Genomic DNA, 17,468 nt, shown 5'->3' with positions numbered 1-17,468 from the left:
AGCACCACCCATGGCCCTGCTCGGAGTCATCCTGCTGCTGGCGGGCGCCGGAGCCGGCGTCGCCGCCTACCTGGCGACCCGCGCGGCGGCCGGTCCCGTCACGGTCACTGCCTTCGGGTTGTCTCGAGACGCCTCGCCGCTCGAGCTCGTGCTGTACGGCGCCATCGCCGTGCTGCTCTTCGCACTCGGCTGGGCCCTGCTGTCCGCCTCGGCACGTCGGCGTGCGCGCCTGCGCCGTGAGGAGCGTGCCTCGGCCCGCATCGGTGAGGTCGAGGAGAGCGCCGAGACCGCCCGCCTCGAGCACGAGCGCCGCTTCGAGGAGGCCGGCCTGCGCGACGACGACCTGCGTCGCCGCGAGAGCGAGCTGGCCGCACGCCACGAGGGCCTCGACACGCGTGAGGCCGAGCTCGCGCGTCGTGAGGCCGAGTGGCGCGAGCGCGAGGGGCCGTCGCGTGCCGACGTCGTCACCGGTCGGGCCGAGGGCAGCGTGGCCGACGGCACGGCCTCGTGGGCGGACGACGGCCGCTCGACCGCCGGGTCCGACAAGCCCGGCAGCACCGACCGCATCGACGAGCGCGCGCACCGCGACACGACGGCGTGACCGGGCACACGGCATACGTCTTCGACCTGGACGGTGTCGTGCGCGACTTCGCGCCGGGCGACCCCAGCGCGGCCATCGAGGCCGCGCTGAGCCTGCCCCCGGGCCACGTCGCGGCAACGGCGTTCCACAGCGACCTGTTGACGCCGACGATCACGGGGCGGCAGACGTTCGACGACTGGTATGCCGCCATCTGCGCCGCGCTCGAGGACGCCGCCGCCGAGCCCCATCGGGTCCGTGACCACATGGAGCGGTGGCGCGCCAACCGGGGCACCGTCATCGACGAGACCGTCGAGCGGCTCGAGACCCTGCGGTCGGCGGGCCACCGCACCTACGTGTTCACCAACGGCACCGACCACGTGCCCGCCGAGCTCGAGCTGCTCGGCCTGACGCGGCTCTTCGACGGGCTGCTCAACACCGCCGACTTCGGCGTCGCCAAGCCCGACCCCCTCGCGTATGCCGCCGCCCACCGCGCGATCGAGGGTGACTTCGGGCGCGAGCTGGCCCGCCACGAGGTGTGGTTCACCGACGACCGCGCGGACAACGTGGAAGCGGCACGCGAGTTCGGTTGGGCCGCAGAGGTGTTCAGCCGAGCGTGAGCTGCTCGCCGGCCTCGTCGACACCGACCGTGACGGTCGACCCGTCGCGCACGTCGCCCGAGAGCAGGCCGCGTGCGAGCCGGTCGCCGATCTCGCGCTGCACGAGCCGACGCAGGGGCCGGGCACCGTAGGCCGGGTCGTAGCCCCGCTCGGCGAGCCACTGGCGGGCAGCGTCGGTCACCTCGAGGGTGATCCGGCGGTCGGACAGCCGCGCCCCGAAGGCGCGCACCTGCAGGTCGACGATGTGGGCGAGGTCGTCGCGGCTCAGGGCGTCGAAGACGACGACCTCGTCGAGACGGTTGAGGAACTCGGGCTTGAACGCCGACCGCACGACACCCATGACCGACTCGCGTCGCGCCTCGGGGCCCAGCGTCGGGTCGGTGAGGAACTGCGATCCGAGGTTGGAGGTCAGCACGAGGATGACGTTGCGGAAGTCGACGGTGCGGCCCTGACCGTCGGTGAGACGACCGTCGTCGAGCACCTGGAGCAGGATGTCGAAGGTCTCGGGGTGGGCCTTCTCGACCTCGTCGAGCAGGATGACCGAGTAGGGCCGACGGCGTACGGCCTCGGTGAGCTGGCCACCCTCCTCGTAGCCCACGTAACCCGGCGGGGCACCGATGAGGCGCGCGACCGAGTGACGCTCGGAGTACTCCGACATGTCGATGCGCACCATGGCGCGCTCGTCGTCGAAGAGGAAGTCGGCGAGGCTCTTGGCGAGCTCGGTCTTGCCGACGCCGGTCGGGCCGAGGAACAGGAAGCTGCCCGTCGGGCGGTCGGGGTCGGACACGCCTGCACGGGTGCGTCGCACCGCGTCGGACACGGCGCGCACGGCGTCGGCCTGTCCGATGAGCCGGCCCCCGATGTGCTGCTCCATGTGCAGCAGCTTCTCGGACTCGCCCTCCATGAGCCGTCCGGCGGGGATGCCGGTCCAGGCCGAGATGACGTCGGCGATGTCGTCGGCGCCGACCTCCTCCTTGACCATCGGCCCCTCGTCGGAGGCCGTCGCGGCCGCCTCGCGCTCCTGGGCGGAGGCGAGCTCCTTCTCGAGCGTCGGGATGTCGCCGTAGAGGATCTTCGAGGCCGCCCCGAGGTCTCCCTCGCGCTGCAGGCGGTCGGCCTGGGTGCGCAGGTCGTCGACGCGGGCCTTGAGGTCGCCGACGGCGTTGAGGCCCGACTTCTCGGCCTCCCACCGCGCATTGAGCGCCGCGAGCTCCTCGCTGCGGTCGGCGAGGTCCTTGCGCAGCCGCTCGAGGCGCTCGCGGGACCCGGCGTCGGTCTCCTGCTCCAGCGCGAACTCCTCCATCTTGAGGCGGTCGACGGCGCGGCGCAGCTCGTCGATCTCGACGGGGCTCGAGTCGATCTCCATGCGCAGGCGCGACGCGGCCTCGTCGATCAGGTCGATGGCCTTGTCGGGCAGCTGGCGGCCCGAGATGTAGCGGTCGGACAGGCTCGCGGCCGCAACGAGGGCGGAGTCGGCGATGGTCACCTTGTGGTGGGCCTCGTAGCGCTCCTTGAGACCGCGCAGGATGGCGATGGTGTCCTCGACCGACGGCTCGCCGACGAAGACCTGCTGGAAGCGGCGCTCGAGCGCGGCGTCCTTCTCGATGTGCTTGCGGTACTCGTCGAGCGTCGTCGCGCCGACGAGGCGCAGCTCACCGCGGGCGAGCATGGGCTTGAGCATGTTGCCGGCGTCCATGGCGCCCTCGCCGCCGGCACCCGCGCCGACGACGGTGTGGATCTCGTCGATGAAGGTAACGATCTGCCCGTCGCTGCCCTGGATCTCCTCGAGCACGGCCTTGAGCCGCTCCTCGAACTCGCCGCGGTACTTCGCGCCGGCGAGCATCGAGCCGAGGTCGAGGCTGTAGAGCGTCTTGTCGCGCAGGCTCTCGGGCACGTCGCCCTCGACGATGCGCTGGGCGAGGCCCTCGACGACGGCCGTCTTGCCGACGCCGGGCTCGCCGATGAGCACGGGGTTGTTCTTCGTGCGGCGGCTGAGCACCTGCACGACGCGCCGGATCTCGGCGTCACGGCCGATGACGGGGTCGAGCTTGCCGTCGCGGGCGCGGGCCGTGAGGTCGGTGCCGTACTTCGCGAGCGCCTCGAACGTGCCCTCGGGGTTGTCGGAGGTGACGGGGCGACCGCCGCGCAGCCCGGGGATCGCCTTCTCGACGGCGTCGGCGTCGAGTTCGAACTGGCCGGTGCGCGCGAGGGCGAGGAGCACGTGGTCGGTGGAGACGTACGAGTCGCCCATCGACGTCATGTACTGCTGGGCCTGCTGGATCGCCCGCAGGGACGCCGGGGAGAGCTGGGGCTGCTGGGCGACGCCGCTCACCTGGGGCAGGGAGGACATCACTCGCTCGGCCGCGGCGGTGGCGGCGGCGACGCTCGAGCCGCCCGCCGCCAGGAGGGCAGGAGTGGTGGTGCCGCTCTGGGCTGCCAACGCGAGCAGCAGGTGAGCCGGCTCGATGTTCGGGTGGTGCTTGCCGGTCGCGGTGGTCGCGGCCTGGGCGAAGGCCTCCTGAGCCTTGTTGGTCAGCTGTAGGTCCATGCGTTCTCCTCGTGCGGGGTGGGGATCACTCGAGACAACCGGTGGCAAGTTGAGTGTATTCCGCTCAACTTCGAGCGCGCCACGCCGGTGCCGTATGCCGTCACGCGCACCCGCGCACGCTGCTGACCTTACGCTCGGGACCATGGACCCCGCCCGCCTCGTGACCGAGCTGACCAAGGCCCGGTTCGGCTCGACCCAGCTCCGCCAGGGCTACGACATGGCCGAGGTCGACAGGTTCATCGACGAGGTCGTCGTTGCGCTGCGGACCGGGGCCTCCCCTGCAGGGCTCGCGTCGCGGGTGCGTGACGTGCGCTTCACGACCACGTCGCTGCAGCGCGGCTACGACATCGCGGACGTCGACGCGACCCTCGAGTCGCTGGTCACGACCCTCGAGGGCGGCGTCGCGGGCGCGGACACCCGGAGGCGTTCGACGGCCAGGGGGCAGCAGAAGCCCGGCCGGCCCGTCCCCGACGCCCCCCGACCCGGGCTGCTCACCCGGGTGCTCGGGGCACTGCGGGGCGACCAGCCCCTGCGCTGACGCTCGGCGGCCCGCTTCTGCCGGTCAGGCGGAGTCGGGGTCCTGTCCGCTCTCGACGACGCGAGCGGCGATCTCGCGCAGCTTGATGTTGCGGCTGAGCGAGGCCTGCCGGAGCATCTCGAACGCCTGCTTGGCCGTGATGCGGTGGCGCTCGATGAGCACGCCGACCGCGTGCCCGATGAGCCGATGGCTCTCGATGGCCTGCTCGAGCTGGTGCTCCTTCTCCGACCGCTGCCGACGACTGACGACCCGGTCGACGGCCTGGCCCAGGGTCTGGGCGAGCAGGTCGCCGACGATCAGCTCGTCGCTGCCGACGATGCGTGGCTCGTCGAACTGCACCCACGCGCGACACTCGGAGTCCTGCGAGGTGGGCAGGAGCAGCAGGCCTTCACGCTTGTCGCCGACGAGGGCGTCGTGGCCGTGCGGCCCCGACTCGAGACCGGCGCGCACGGCGTCGTCGAGGTCCGACGGCTGGACCCGACCTCGAGGGGACAGCACGACGACGGCCCCCTTGTCGTCGGCCACTCGCAGCGTCACCTCGCCATCGAAGAGGACCGTGAACCCGGTGACGGCGGTGGCGAGGGCCTGGTCGAGGCTCTCGGCGGCAGCGAGGTCGACGGCGACCCGACCTGCGAGCTCGCGGCGCATCCGGGCCTCGCGCTCGCGGGTCTCGTCGCGGGCCACCCCGAGGACGAAGCCGGCGTGGTCAGCCGTCTCGGGAACGCTGGCGGCCCGGGTGTGCACCCAGGCCTCTCCTCCGCCCCGCCGGCGGATGCGGTAGTGCTCGTCGAGGAAGGGCTGCCCGGTCTGGAGCAGCTCGACCCGCCGCGCATGCGCCTCGTGCTCGGAGGGCGCCTCGCCGGCCGGGATCCACCACGGGTAGGGCGGTGAGAACGGGCCGTCGGCGAGCGACCAGCCGTAGTCGCGCGTGAAGGCGTCGTTGAGCTCGACCACGGTGCCCTCGGCGTCGGCGACGATGAGCGGCTCACGGATGGCGCCGATGATGGCCCGCAGCCAGGCGGCGTCGCGCGAGCGTGACCTCGAGCGAGCGAGGTTGGCGGCCAGCCGGGCCCGTAGCTCGGCGGGGTGGAAGGGCTTGACGACGTAGTCGTCGGCGCCCATGGTGAGCCCGATCGTGCTCGCCTCGACGCCCGCGCGGGCCGAGAGCAGGACGACCGGCAGGTCGCGCAGCGCGGGGTCGTCGCGGACCTCCTTCACGAGCGCCAGGCCGTCCATGCGCGGCATCATGACGTCGGCGAGCACGATCGCGGGCGGCTGGGCGCGCATGAGCGCGAGGGCCTCGACGCCGTCGCGGGCCGTGACGACCACGTAGTCGTCACGGAGGTGGCGGGTGACGTGCTCGCGCATGTCAGGGTTGTCCTCGACCACGAGGAGGGTCGGGCGAACCGCGACGGCCGGCTCGCCGGCACCGGCGCGTGCGGCCTGCTCGGGCCCCTCGTGCCGCTCGGGCGGCCCAGCCTCGTCGTCGTCCGGACCGGGCCCGTCCCATGCCGCGGCCTCACTGATGAACGACTGTGCCGTCCGCGGGGTGATCGAGGGACGGCTGGCGGTGCGGGTCGGGGGCACCCCCCACGGCAGACGGACCGAGAAGGTGCTCCCCTGCCCCTCCGCGGAGTGCAGGCTGATGCTGCCACCGAGCAGCCCGACGAGCTGGCGGACGATGGACAGCCCGATGCCGGCGCCCTCGCGCGAGCGTCGGTCGTCGCTGCCGGCGAGCTGCCGGAACCGGTCGAAGACGTGCTCGCGGTCCTTCTCGGGGATGCCGATGCCGGTGTCGCTCACCGACACCTCGTAGCCACGGCTGTCGCCCGTGAGGCGCAGCCCGATGCGGCCGCGTGGCGTGAACTTGAGCGCGTTGGACAGCAGGTTGAGCACGATGCGTTCGAACATGTCGAGGTCGACGTGCGCCTCACGCCCGAGGTCGTCGCACTCGACGGCGAACTCGAGTCCCATCCGCTCGATCGCGGGACGGAAGTTGGCGGCGATGCCGCTGGTCACGGTCATGACGTCGACGGCGACCCAGTGCGGCTCGACGGCGCCGGCCTCGACACGAGTGAGGTCGAGGATGCGGTCGACGAGGCCGGTGAGTCGGTCGGTGTTGCGGGCGATCATCTCGAACCGACGACGCGTGTCGTGGTCGAGGCCGTCCGAGACGAGGGCGTCCTGGACCGGTCCGGCGATGAGGGCGAGCGGCGTGCGCAGCTCGTGGCTGACGTTGGCGAAGAAGTCGGACTTCGCGACGTCGAGCTCGGCGAGGGCCTCCTCGCGCTGCCGGTCGTCTGCGCGTCGGCGGACCCCGCTCAGGGCCATCGCGACGTGCGAGGCGCAGAGCTCGGCGTATGCCTGCAGCTGCGCGTCCCAGGGGCGGCGTGGGTTGGCGTCCAGCCGCAGCAGCGCGGCGGGTTCTGCCGACCCGGGTTCGAGGACGGGGACGACGTGGACGACGAGGTCGGCACCGACCGCTGACGGCTCCGTGGCGGCGACGCCGGCGTCGCCCTCCGTCCAGACCAGGTCGGCGTCGAGGTGGTCCGCCGTGCGCGCGCGGAGCACCGCCAGGGCGCGGTCGCGCACCTGCTCCCGGGTCTCCGGCGCCGGACCGCTGGTGAGCGACTGGAACAGCTCGAGCGCGGCACCGGCCCGGCGCACTGCCAACACCTTGTCGGTGGTCTCGACGGCGACGTTGAGGATGCCGGCGACGTTGCCCTCAGCGTCGTGGATGGCGCCGTAGGACCACGTGAAGTAGGCCTCCTCGAGGAAGCCGGAGCGGTCGACGACGAGCAGCTCGTCCTCGACCCAGGTCGCCGGCCCGCCGTCGAGGACGCCGTCGAACATGGGGCCGATGACGTCCCAGACCTCGGGCCAGACCTGTGCCACGGGCCGGCCGAAGGCCGCAGGGTGCTTGCTCCGTCCGAGCAGGGTGCGGTAGCCGTCGTTGTAGACCATGGCCAGCTCGGGACCCCAGCACACGAGCATGGGAAAGCCCGACGACAGGCAGATGTCGGCGATGGAGCGGAGGTTCGCGGGCCAGGTCTCGACCGGCCCCAGCGACGTGGTGGACCAGTCGGTGCGGAGGAAGAGCTCCTGCATCTCGGCCGAGCGCGAAACGGGCACGCCGAACTCGGCCCCCGTGACACCGTCCACGGCGTCACCGTCAGGGTGGTGAGGGGTCACACGACCTCCGGAAAATGGAACACGCAACTGCCTCCGGCGGCATCAAGCGGTGATGACACCCCGTCTGCTCGAGGCTGGCACAGTGTTGCACACGGCACCGTCATCGCGGCGGCCTCGAGCCGGGCTGCCGTGCGGCCGGCGGTCGGGCCCCGCCTAGCGCTCCGGGCGCCAGACCACGAGCGCCTGCGAAGCCGGCGTGCGCGGCGGCCGCTGACCCGGGCGCACCGCCACGACCTCACCCCTGGGCCCGACGGCGAAGACCCGGGTGCCCGAGACCCCCGCCGCGAGCGCTGCCCGGGTCGCGGACACCTCGGCGGTGAGCTCGTCGACCCGGGACTGGAGCGCGCTCACGTGGTTCTCGAGGTCGAGGATGCGCTGGATGCCGGCCAGCGAGACACCCTCGTGGGAGAGCCGCTGGACCTCGCGCAGCAGAGCGACGTCGCGCGTGCTGTAGCGCCGACCGCCGCCGCGGGTGCGTGAGGGCGAGACGAGGCCGAGCCGGTCGTACTGGCGCAGGGTCTGCGCGTGCATGCCGGCCAGCTCGGCCGCGACGGAGATGACGAAGACGGGTGCGTCGTCGTCGTGCCCACCGGGCCTGGCGCTCCTGCGAGCCATCCTCGTCACCTCCATCTCGGTCGCCAGTCGTCGGTCGTCAGTCGTCGCCCACGGTCACCCGGGGCGTATGCCGTCAGGCGCGGGCGCGCTCGAACAGCTCGGCCCGTGGGTCGTGGCCGCTCTCGGCCGCCGCCATCTTCTCGACGGCCTCGCGGGCCTCGTCGGTGAGCCGCTGCGGCACGACGACCTGCACCTTGGCGAGCAGGTCGCCGGTGTGGTCGCCGCGCTTGACGCCTCGTCCCTTGAGCCGCAGCACGCGGCCGCTCGGGGTGCCCGCAGCCACCTTCACCTTGACCTGGCCGCCGTCCAGCGTCGGCACCGCCACGGTCGCGCCTAGGGCGGCCTCGGCGAAGGTGACCGGCAGGTCGATCGTCAGGTTGTCGCCGTCGCGACCGAACACGGGGTGCTTGTCGACGGCCACCGTGAGGATGAGGTCACCGGCCGGAGCGCCGGGGTCGCCCTGACGGCCCTTGCCGCGCAGGCGGATCCGCTGGCCGTCCTTGACACCGGCGGGGATGCGGGCGTTGACGCGGCCGAGATCGGGAGAGCTGAGCGAGACGGTCGAGCCCTCGACCGCGTCGCGGAAACCGATGCGCGTGCTGGCCTGCACGTCGGCACCGGCACGAGGCCCTGCGGGGGCGCCGTAGCCGCCGTAGCCCGCACCGGGCGCGCCCGCTCCGCCACCGAACATCTGCCCGAGGATGTCCTCGAGGTTCGGCTGGCCGCCGGCACCGCCGGTGTTGAAGCGCACGCGCTGTCCGCCGGGACCGCCCGGACCCCCGAACGCGGAGAAGATGTCCTCGAAGCCGGCGCCGCCGCCGCCGGGGCCACCCGCCGTGAAGCGGGCGCCGCCGTGCGACATGGCACGGATGGCGTCGTACTCGCGGCGCTGCTCGGGGTCGGACAGGACGGCATACGCCTCGCCGATCTCCTTGAAGCGCTCCTCCGCCTTGGCGTCACCGACGTTGTGGTCGGGGTGCATCGTGCGGGCGAGCTTGCGGTAGGTCTTCTTGATCGTCGCCGCGTCGGCGTCCTGGGGCACGCCGAGGATGCCGTAGAAGTCCTTCTCGAACCAGTCCTGGCTAGCCATGGCGCACCTCCTTGGTCTCGGTGGGCTTCACCCTGCTCCCATCATCGGGTATGCCGCCGGGCTGCGCGTGCAGCCCGGCGGCGGACGTGTCAGGCCGGGTCGGCAACCGACACCCGCGCGGCGCGGACGAGCCGGTCACCGATGCGGTAGCCCGGCTGGAGCACCTGGACGACGGTGGTGCCCGTCGCCCCCTCGGGCAGCTCGGCCTCGACGTGCATGAGGGCCTCGTGCACCTTCGGGTCGAACTCCTGGCCGGCCTCGCCGAGGCGCTCGACGCCGTAGCGGCCGAGCGTCGCCTCGAGCTTGTCGGCGATGGCCGCGAAGGGACCCCCGGAGAGGTCGCCGGCCTGCCGGGCCATGTGGATGTCGTCGAGCACCGGCAGCAGCGACTCGACGACGCTGCCGACCGCCGAGTGGCGAATGACCTCACGGTCGCGGTCGACGCGCTTCTTGTAGTTGACGTACTCGGCCTGCAGGCGCTGCAGGTCGGCGAGCAGCGTCGCGGCCATGGTGTCCTCCTCGGCGAGGGCGACACCTTCGGACTCGGCCGATGCAGCGGAACCGTCTGGGGCGTGGTCGTACTCGTCCTCGCCGCCCGGCTCCGACGAGGCGCCGGCGCCCCCTTCGTAGTACGTGTGGTGGCGCTTGTCACCGGCCGGCGCTTGCCCCTGCTCGGAAGCAGCAGGGCGCGTGCCGGGCGCCGGGGTGCCGGCAGCGTCACCGCTGCCGGCACCCTGCGCACCCGTGGCGGTCACGTCGGGCTGCTCGCCCGTCGTGCCGTTGCTCGCGGGCCCGGTCGACTCGGTCACTTGGCTTCCTTGGCCTCGTCGTCGTCGACGACCTCGGCGTCGACCACGTCGTCGTCGGCGCCAGCGGACTCGCCGGCCGACCCGCCGGCGTGCGAACCGTCCTGCGCCTCAGCGGAACCCGCTGCACCGGCGTTCGCCTGCTCGGACGCGTAGACCGCCTGGCCCATGGCCTGCGACTTCGTGTTGAGGTCCTCGACCTTGGCCTTGATGTCGTCGGCGCTCGCCTCGGAACCCTCGGCGATCGCGGCCTTGAGGTCGGCGAGCGACTCCTCGACCGGCGTCTTGACGTCGGCCGGGACCTTGTCGCCGGACTCCTTGAGGAACGACTCGGTCGAGAAGACGAGCTGCTCGGCCTGGTTGCGCACCTCGGCCTCCTCGCGACGCTTCCTGTCCTCGTCGGCGTGCGCCTCGGCGTCCTTGACCATCTTGTCGATCTCTTCCTTCGACAGGGCCGAGCCGCCGGTGATCGTCATCTTCTGCTCCTTGCCGGTGCCCTGGTCCTTGGCACTGACGTTGACGATGCCGTTGGCGTCGATGTCGAAGGTGACCTCGATCTTCGGCACGCCGCGCGGCGCCGGCGCGATGCCGGTCAGCTCGAAGGTGCCGAGCGACTTGTTGTGCTGGGCGATCTCGCGCTCACCCTGGAAGACCTGGATGAGGACCGACGGCTGGTTGTCGTCGGCGGTGCTGAAGATCTCCGAGCGCTTCGTCGGGATGGCGGTGTTGCGCTCGATGAGCTTGGTGAACAGGCCACCCTTGGTCTCGATGCCGAGCGAGAGCGGCGTGACGTCGATGAGCAGGACGTCCTTGCGCTCACCCTTGAGGACACCGGCCTGCAGGCTCGCGCCCATGGCGACGACCTCGTCGGGGTTGACGCCCTTGTTGGGGGCCTTGCCGCCGGTCAGCTCGGTGACGAGGTTCGTGACGGCCGGCATACGGGTGGAACCGCCGACGAGCACGACGTGGTCGATGTCGGCCACCTTGATGCCGGCGTCCTCGATGACCTTGTGGAACGGCGCCTTGGTGCGGTCGAGGAGCGACTTCGTCATCTGCTCGAACTGCGCACGGGTGAGGCTCTCGTCGAGGTGGATCGGGCCCTCGGGCGTCATCGAGATGTACTGCGCCGAGATGTTGGTGCTCGTCGCGGTGGAGAGCTCCTTCTTGGCGCGCTCGGCCTCGTCGCGGAGGCGCTGCATCGCGATCTTGTCCTTGGAGAGGTCCTGGCCCGTCTTGTTCTTGACCTGGGTGATGAGGTGCTGGACGACGACGTCGTCCCAGTCGTCACCACCGAGGTGGTTGTCACCGTTGGTGGCACGCACCTGGATCGTGGCGAAGCCGTCCTCGGCGTCCTTGCCGACCTCGAGGAGGGACACGTCGAACGTGCCGCCGCCGAGGTCGAAGACGAGGATGAGCTCGTCCTCCTTGCCCTTGTCGAGGCCGTACGCGAGCGCCGCAGCGGTGGGCTCGTTGACGATGCGCAGCACGTTGAGGCCCGCGATCTCGCCGGCCTCCTTGGTGGCCTGGCGCTCGGCGTCGTCGAAGTACGCGGGGACGGTGATGACGGCGTCGGTCACGGTCTCGCCGAGGTAGGACTCGGCGTCACGCTTGAGCTTCTGGAGGATGCGGGCGCTGATCTCCTGCGCGGTGTAGGTCTTGCCGTCGATCTCGGGCGACTTCCAGTCGGTGCCCATGTGGCGCTTGACGGAGCGGATCGTCCGGTCGACGTTGGTGACGGCCTGGCGCTTGGCGACCTCGCCGACGAGCACCTCGCCGTTCTTGGAGAACGCGACGACGGACGGCGTCGTGCGCCCGCCCTCGGCGTTCGCGATGATGCTCGGCTCGCCGCCCTCGAGGACGGAGACGGCCGAGTTGGTGGTACCGAGGTCGATGCCGACGGCACGTGCCATGGGTGACTCCTTGATGGTCTGGGTGGATCCGGTCTATGCCGGTCCGGGCTGACTGCCCCGGAACCGGCCCTCGCTCAATGTGCTCCGACCGGGCCGTGATTGTCAAAGCCGGACTCGCAAATCTTGCGCTCACCAGACTCAACTCTCGGTTCGGAGGGATTGTTCCCGACGACGGCGGCTCGGCATGCACAGGCGCGGTCGCTACCTTCGACAACGGAGGTGCCCCATGGCGACGCACACGACCCGCACGGCACGCACCGCACTCGCGGCGGCCATCGCCCTCGGCCTGACCGGTGGGGCGGTGACCGCCTGCTCGTCAGCCCCACCGACCACCGGCGCCACGACAGCGGGCCCGTCCTCGACGTCGTCACCGTCGTCACCGCCGGCCGCGACGGTCGCGACCACCAGCGCGGTGACCACCTCCGAGACCGGGGCAACGACGCGTACGCCCCCGGCGACCTCGAGCAGGCCGACCACCCCGACGAGCGCGCCACCCACGTCGGCGCCGGGACGGCCGACGGGGACGGCGACGGTCCTGCGCACCCTGGCCACCGGGATCGACGTGCCGTGGGGCCTGGCCCGGCTGCCCGACGGAACCGTCCTCGTCTCGGCGCGCGACACCTACCAGATCTCACGCCTCGACGTCGCCGCGGGTCGCCTCACCCGCGTGGGCACCGTGCCCGGCGTCGTCTCGAACGTCGCCCAGCAGGGCGAGGCGGGTCTGCTCGGCATCGCCGTGTCACCGGCGTTCACGCGCGACCGCCTCGTGTACGCGTACTACTCCACGTCCGGCGACAACCGGATTGCGGCGATCCCGTGGGACCAGTCCGCACCGACGGGTCGCCAGCTCGGCACCCCGCGGGTGCTCGTCAGGGGGATCCCGCACAACGTGCACCACAACGGCGGGCGCATCGCCTTCGGCCCCGACGGCTACCTCTACGCCACCACCGGCGAGGCGCAGCAGCCGTCGCTCGCCCAGGACAAGGGCTCGCTCGGCGGCAAGATCCTGAGGATGACGACCGCCGGGCGCCCGGCGCCGGGCAACCCGTTCGACACCCTCGTCTGGTCGTACGGCCACCGCAACGTCCAGGGCATCGCCTGGGACGCTGCCGGGCGTCTCTGGGCCTCCGAGTTCGGCGACCACAGCGAGGACGAGCTCAACCTGATCCGCCCCGGCCGCAACTACGGGTGGCCGCAGACCGAGGGACGCACGAGCCGTGCCGGCGTGACCGGTCCGGTCGCCCAGTGGGGCCCGCCCGAGGACTCGCCGAGCGGCATCGCCATCGCGCGGGGCACGGTGTGGATGGCGGCGCTGCGCGGTCAGCGTCTGTGGCGCATCCCGCTCGACGGCAGCGCCACGGCGGCGGCTCCCCAGGACCTCCTCGTCGGCCGCTACGGGCGGCTGCGCAGCGTGCTCGCGGTGGGTGCGGACACCCTGCTCGTCACGACGAGCAACCGCGACGGCAGGCAGAGCCCCGGCGCCGGGGACGACCGCATCCTTCTCGTGCGCGTCACCTGAGCCGACGCGCTGCTGTCTCGGTCAGCGCCGTGGCCGCAGGGTCAGCCCGCCACCCAAGGGCCGACGCCGCCGATGCGCTCGACCTCGTAGCGCACGACGAAGCCGCCCTCCGCGCGCGGCGCCGGGAAGGTGGTGTCGGGCCCGACGTACGTCTTCGCGAGCCGGTCGAGCGCGTCCCAGGCGCCGCCCTCGGTCACCGTGGCGCGCACCTTCAGGACGGCGTACTCGTCGAGGAAGCGGCCACGCACCCGCGGGCCCTGCATCGAGATGACGACGCGGGGGTCACGGCGCATGTTCCGCACCTTCACCGACTCGTGCATGTGCCCCGAGTAGAGGTGGTCTCCGTCGAAGCCGACCCACACGACGGTCAGCTGGGGGCTGCCGTCGGGGTTGGTCGTGGCGACGTGGGCGAGCGGCCCGCTCTCGACGAGCTCACGCAAGGAGTCAGGGATGGTGGTCACCGCTCGAGCGTAGGCCCGTTCACCGGACCCGGCGCAGGTCGAAGGCCTCAAGGAGAGGCGCCACGTCGGCGCCCGGGACGTGGGTGCGCGCGAGGGCGTACGTCTCGTCGACCAGCCCGACGAGGATCTCGACCGCCTCCTGCGGTGGCGTGACGAGAAGCGACCGGATGCGCGCGACCAACCGTTCGGGCCGGTGCGCCAGCAGCGACTCCTCCCAGTCGAGCCACTTGTGGAACGGGTGCGGCATCCACACCCGGTTGAGCCCGAAGAGCGCGTCGAGCACGCCCTGCACCCCGTCGAGCAGGTCGCGGTGCAGGAGCAGCACGTCGTCGCGCTCCGCCAGCATCTCGAGACGCTCGCGGCTGCGGAGGTCGAGCCCCTCGAGCACCATCGCGACGGCGAGCGCCTCGGGGTAGTCGGCGCACCTCGAGCGCCACGCGTCGATGACGGCTGCGCCGTGCAGGGGTATGCCGTCGCGCAGCGCCGTGACGCGCACCTGCAGCTCCGCCTCGGTGTCGCCCTCGAACGCGCGGTCGACATACGTGTCGATGGTTGAGGTGACGAAGCCGCTGACGTCGATCTTCACGCCGTCGACGAGCAGGCCGTCTGCCCACTCGTGCTCGTCCTCCTCGGCGTAGACGCGCTCGAACCCGGCACCCTCGACGGCCGCCGCGCGGTCGGCCGCCGTCGGCGGCGAGGACCAGTACACGTCGAGCTCGATGTCGGACGACGCGTCGGCGAGCCCCCGGGCGACCGACCCGGCGACGAGCGCTGCCGCGACACGGTCGTTGGCGGCATACGCCCGAACTGCGTTGTGCGCTATGTCGATCCGGCGTGTCACCTCATCGCCGCCGTGCGCCGTGGTCATGACGAGGCGGGCCCCGGGAGGCGCACACTGGACACCTTCGTCAGCACGGGGTGCGCATCGTCACCGTCACGCACCGCGCCGCCGCGCCACACGATCGAGAGGTCGCGGCCCTGGACGGTGAGCTCGGCGAGGCAGTTGTCGAACCACGGGCCGTCGGTGACCCGCCACGGGTAGGCCGGGTCGGGCACGTGCTTCGAGTGGCCGGCCACGAACCGCATCGGCCGCACGAGGCCGCGCGCGAAGAGCGACATCATGACGCGCACCCCCCGCGGCATGGGGTTGCGGATCGGCGAGCAGACCGCCTGCACGATGCGCGACCGGGCGCCGTGGCGAGCCTTGGCGTCGACGACCTCGGCGACGTAGGAGTTGTGCACGTCGCCCGACAGGAACACGATCGTCGCCGGCGCCTTGCCGCGCTCACCACGCGCCACCTCCATCACCGACTCGAAGACCTCGACGAAGCCGTCGTTGAAGGCCGCCCAGTGCTCGAGGTCGATCGACTGCCGGGCCTTCTCACCGACCTGGGCGACGAGCCGGCCGTGCGTTCCCATGGCGAGCACCTCGTCGATCGCCTCGAAGTCGTGCAGGCCCGGGGGCAGCATGAACGGCAGGGACGTGCCGATGAGCAGGTGCTCGACGCCGCCGGTGAGCTGCTCGTCGAACCACCGCATCTCGTCAGGGTCGAGCATCGACCGGTGGTGCGGCTCGAGCACTCGCGCGGCCCTCGAGTCGACGACGACGAGACGGCTGTCGCCGAGGTCGCGGCAGAAGCTCCAGCGGTAGACCTCGGGGTGTCGGTCGGAGCGGCGTGCGAGGTCGAAGACGGCGTCGGTGAGGTCGAGCTCGGGACCGACGTCGCCCGGGCTCGCCCACTGCGCAAGGACCTTCGCGTAGATCTCGTCGTCGGCGAGCTGACCCGGTGAGAGGTTGCCGATGTGCTGGTAGACCCAGTAGGACGTGAGCCCGCCCATCAGCCGCTCGTGCCACCACGCCGTCCGGTTGATCTCCTCGTGCCAGGTCCACGAGGTGTTCCAGTCGTCGCGGATGTCGTGGTCGTCGAAGATCATGCAGCTCGGCACCGTGGAGAGCAGCCAGCGGTTCGCGTCGTCGTTCCAGGCCAGCCAGTAGAGGTGGGCGTACTCCTCGTAGTCCTTGATCTCCTCGCCCGGTGGCTGCTCGATGTCGCGCCGGCTCGCGATGAACTCGCGCATCGCGTCGGACGTCTCGTCGGCGTAGACCTGGTCGCCGAGGAAGGCCACGAGGTCGGGCCACTCCTCCTCGCCGCGGGAGAGTGCGAGCGCGAGGGTGCGCAGCGCATCCACACCGTTGGTGCGATGGCCCTCGCGGTCGTGCGGCACGCTTGTGCGGCACGAGCCGAAGAGCAGCCGCGTCGGCCGCGAACGGTCGAGGGTGCGGATCCGCGACGGCGGGAACGGGCTGTCGGGCTCGGGCCACGCAAGAGCGCCGTCGACGGTCACCGAGTAGTCCCAGCTGCCGCCCGGCTCGAGGCCGTCGACGACGACGAGCGCGTAGTGGTGACCCTTGACCGAGAAGGTCGGCGCGGCCCAGGTGCGGCCGTCGGCCTCGACGGAGACCCGGCCCCGCGCCGCGGTCTCGACCCACACCGTCGCGTCGGTCTCGCCGACGTAGCGCAGCATGGGGCCGAGGACGAGGGGGTGCTCTTGGTCGGTCATACCCCAAGGCTTACTGCACCCGGGCCTGCCAGTGGGACGAATCGCCTGTCAGGTCGCTGTGCGGCCGCCGAGGTGCGCGTCGAGGAAGTCCACGGTGCGCTGCCACGCGTCGGCGGCCACCTCGGCGTTGTACTTCGACGGTGAGGCGTCGTTGAAGAACGCGTGCCCGACCCCGTGGTAGACCCGCGCCGTGAAGTCGACGCCGGCGGCGGCCATCCGCGCCTCCAGGTCGGGGACGCCGTCGGTGATGCCGTGGTCGTCCTCACCATAGAAGGCGAGGACGGGGCAGCCGATCGTGGCGGGGTCGGCGAGCTCGGGGAAGGTGCCGTAGAAGGGGACCGCCGCGCGCAGCCGCCGGTCGGCGGCCGCGAGGGCGAAGGCGTACGTGCCGCCGAAGCAGAAGCCGACCACGGCGACCCTGCCCTCGACCCCCGGCTCGTCCACGAGCGCGTCGACGACGGCCGTCAGGGCCGGCACCGCCCACGCGGCGAACTCCGGCTGGCGAGCCGGCGTCGTGGCCGCGCGCAGCTGCGGCTGGGCGGCGAGACGCTCCTCCTCGGTGCCTCGCGTCACGAGGTCGAAGAGGCGGCCGCCGACGTCGGGGGTCAGCCCGACGTGGCGCAGCAGGTCCGGCGCGACGGCCACGTAGCCCTGCGCGGCGACGCGGTCGGTGACGTCCTTGACGTGGTCGGTCAGGCCCCAGATCTCCTGGATGACGACGACGGCCCCGCGGGCCCGGCCCGGCGGCTCGGCGCGATAGGCGGTGAGGTCGTGGTCGGGGAAGTCGGTCATCGTACCCATGGCACAGTCCTACTCCCTCACCCGGCGTCGTGGCAGCAGCGCATCCCACGGCCTCGCGTATGCCGGCTGCCGGCGTCCACGACGTCGGGAACTGAAGCTCCTATGTCAATGGTCAGGCGGCGGCTGCTGGTTTCAGGGGGTGGTCGGGGTTGGCGTGATGGCGGACGTGGTCCTCTGTCATGGCGTGGAAGATGACGTCGATGAGGTGACGTTTCAGGACCCGGAGGGC

14 protein-coding genes are annotated in these 17,468 nt (G+C 71.9%); 4 read left to right on the top strand and 10 right to left on the bottom strand.

Annotated features, from left to right (window positions below; genetic code table 11):
• The first annotated feature begins 10 nt into the window (after window positions 1–10).
• Window positions 11–601 carry a hypothetical protein gene (locus AB4091_RS21320; protein WP_442294806.1) on the top strand — a complete coding sequence of 197 codons (591 nt, stop codon included), beginning with the start codon at window positions 11–13 and terminating at the stop codon, window positions 599–601.
• Window positions 598–1,197 carry an HAD family hydrolase gene (locus tag AB4091_RS21315; RefSeq protein ID WP_442294804.1) on the top strand — a complete coding sequence of 200 codons (600 nt, stop codon included), beginning with the start codon at window positions 598–600 and terminating at the stop codon, window positions 1,195–1,197. The genes AB4091_RS21320 and AB4091_RS21315 overlap by 4 nt, the downstream gene beginning before the upstream one ends.
• Here the strand turns inward: AB4091_RS21315 and clpB are convergent.
• On the bottom strand, window positions 1,184–3,745 hold the full coding sequence (clpB, locus tag AB4091_RS21310) for an ATP-dependent chaperone ClpB (protein ID WP_442294802.1): 2,562 nt from the start codon (window positions 3,743–3,745) through the stop codon (window positions 1,184–1,186). The two genes, AB4091_RS21315 and clpB, sit on opposite strands and share 14 nt — an antisense overlap.
• Window positions 3,746–3,887: 142 nt before the next feature.
• Here clpB and AB4091_RS21305 point away from each other — a divergent pair, with 142 nt between their 5' ends.
• Complete coding sequence (locus AB4091_RS21305) at window positions 3,888–4,283, top strand: DivIVA domain-containing protein (protein ID WP_442294800.1); 396 nt, start codon at window positions 3,888–3,890, stop codon at window positions 4,281–4,283.
• A gap of 24 nt (window positions 4,284–4,307) precedes the next feature.
• Here the strand turns inward: AB4091_RS21305 and AB4091_RS21300 are convergent, their stop codons facing one another.
• From AB4091_RS21300 to dnaK, 5 genes are all read right to left on the bottom strand, one after another.
• Window positions 4,308–7,445 carry an ATP-binding protein gene (locus AB4091_RS21300; RefSeq protein ID WP_442294798.1) on the bottom strand — a complete coding sequence of 1,046 codons (3,138 nt, stop codon included), beginning with the start codon at window positions 7,443–7,445 and terminating at the stop codon, window positions 4,308–4,310.
• 183 nt (window positions 7,446–7,628) lie between these two features.
• A complete protein-coding gene (locus AB4091_RS21295; RefSeq protein ID WP_442294796.1) occupies window positions 7,629–8,090 on the bottom strand; it encodes a heat shock protein transcriptional repressor HspR in 462 nt (153 codons plus the stop codon).
• A 73-nt stretch (window positions 8,091–8,163) separates the two neighbouring features.
• Window positions 8,164–9,180 carry a DnaJ C-terminal domain-containing protein gene (locus AB4091_RS21290; RefSeq protein WP_442294794.1) on the bottom strand — a complete coding sequence of 339 codons (1,017 nt, stop codon included), beginning with the start codon at window positions 9,178–9,180 and terminating at the stop codon, window positions 8,164–8,166.
• Window positions 9,181–9,269: 89 nt separating this feature from the next.
• The gene (locus AB4091_RS21285) at window positions 9,270–9,989 is read right to left on the bottom strand and encodes a nucleotide exchange factor GrpE (protein WP_442294792.1); all 720 of its coding nucleotides are present in this window, start codon (window positions 9,987–9,989) and stop codon (window positions 9,270–9,272) included.
• Window positions 9,986–11,896, bottom strand: a complete 1,911-nt coding sequence (gene dnaK / locus AB4091_RS21280) for a molecular chaperone DnaK (RefSeq protein ID WP_442294790.1) — start codon at window positions 11,894–11,896, stop codon at window positions 9,986–9,988. Before dnaK ends, AB4091_RS21285 begins: the two co-directional genes overlap by 4 nt.
• A 226-nt stretch (window positions 11,897–12,122) precedes the next feature.
• Between dnaK and AB4091_RS21275 the strand changes: the two genes are divergently transcribed.
• Window positions 12,123–13,415 (top strand): PQQ-dependent sugar dehydrogenase, encoded by a 1,293-nt coding sequence (locus AB4091_RS21275; RefSeq protein WP_442294788.1) that lies wholly within the window; start codon window positions 12,123–12,125, stop codon window positions 13,413–13,415.
• Window positions 13,416–13,456: 41 nt separating this feature from the next.
• On the opposite strand, the gene AB4091_RS21270 is transcribed toward AB4091_RS21275, so the two are convergent.
• The 4 genes from AB4091_RS21270 to AB4091_RS21255 are packed head-to-tail and all read right to left on the bottom strand — an operon-like array spanning window position 13,457 to window position 17,239.
• The gene (locus AB4091_RS21270) at window positions 13,457–13,876 is read right to left on the bottom strand and encodes a PPOX class F420-dependent oxidoreductase (protein WP_442294786.1); all 420 of its coding nucleotides are present in this window, start codon (window positions 13,874–13,876) and stop codon (window positions 13,457–13,459) included.
• A gap of 19 nt (window positions 13,877–13,895) precedes the next feature.
• Window positions 13,896–14,744 carry a hypothetical protein gene (locus AB4091_RS21265; protein ID WP_442294784.1) on the bottom strand — a complete coding sequence of 283 codons (849 nt, stop codon included), beginning with the start codon at window positions 14,742–14,744 and terminating at the stop codon, window positions 13,896–13,898.
• On the bottom strand, window positions 14,741–16,438 hold the full coding sequence (locus AB4091_RS21260; protein ID WP_442294782.1) for an alkaline phosphatase D family protein: 1,698 nt from the start codon (window positions 16,436–16,438) through the stop codon (window positions 14,741–14,743). Before AB4091_RS21260 ends, AB4091_RS21265 begins: the two co-directional genes overlap by 4 nt.
• Before the next feature lie 48 nt (window positions 16,439–16,486).
• Window positions 16,487–17,239, bottom strand: coding sequence for a dienelactone hydrolase family protein (locus AB4091_RS21255; protein ID WP_442294780.1), 753 nt, complete (start codon window positions 17,237–17,239; stop codon window positions 16,487–16,489).
• Window positions 17,240–17,468 lie beyond the last annotated feature (229 nt).

The sequence above is a fragment of the Terrabacter sp. 2RAF25 genome (assembly GCF_052115265.1).
GTDB lineage: Bacteria > Actinomycetota > Actinomycetes > Actinomycetales > Dermatophilaceae > Terrabacter.
Note: the sequence above shows the minus strand (reverse complement) of the source record. Positions and strands in the feature narration are given on the sequence as shown.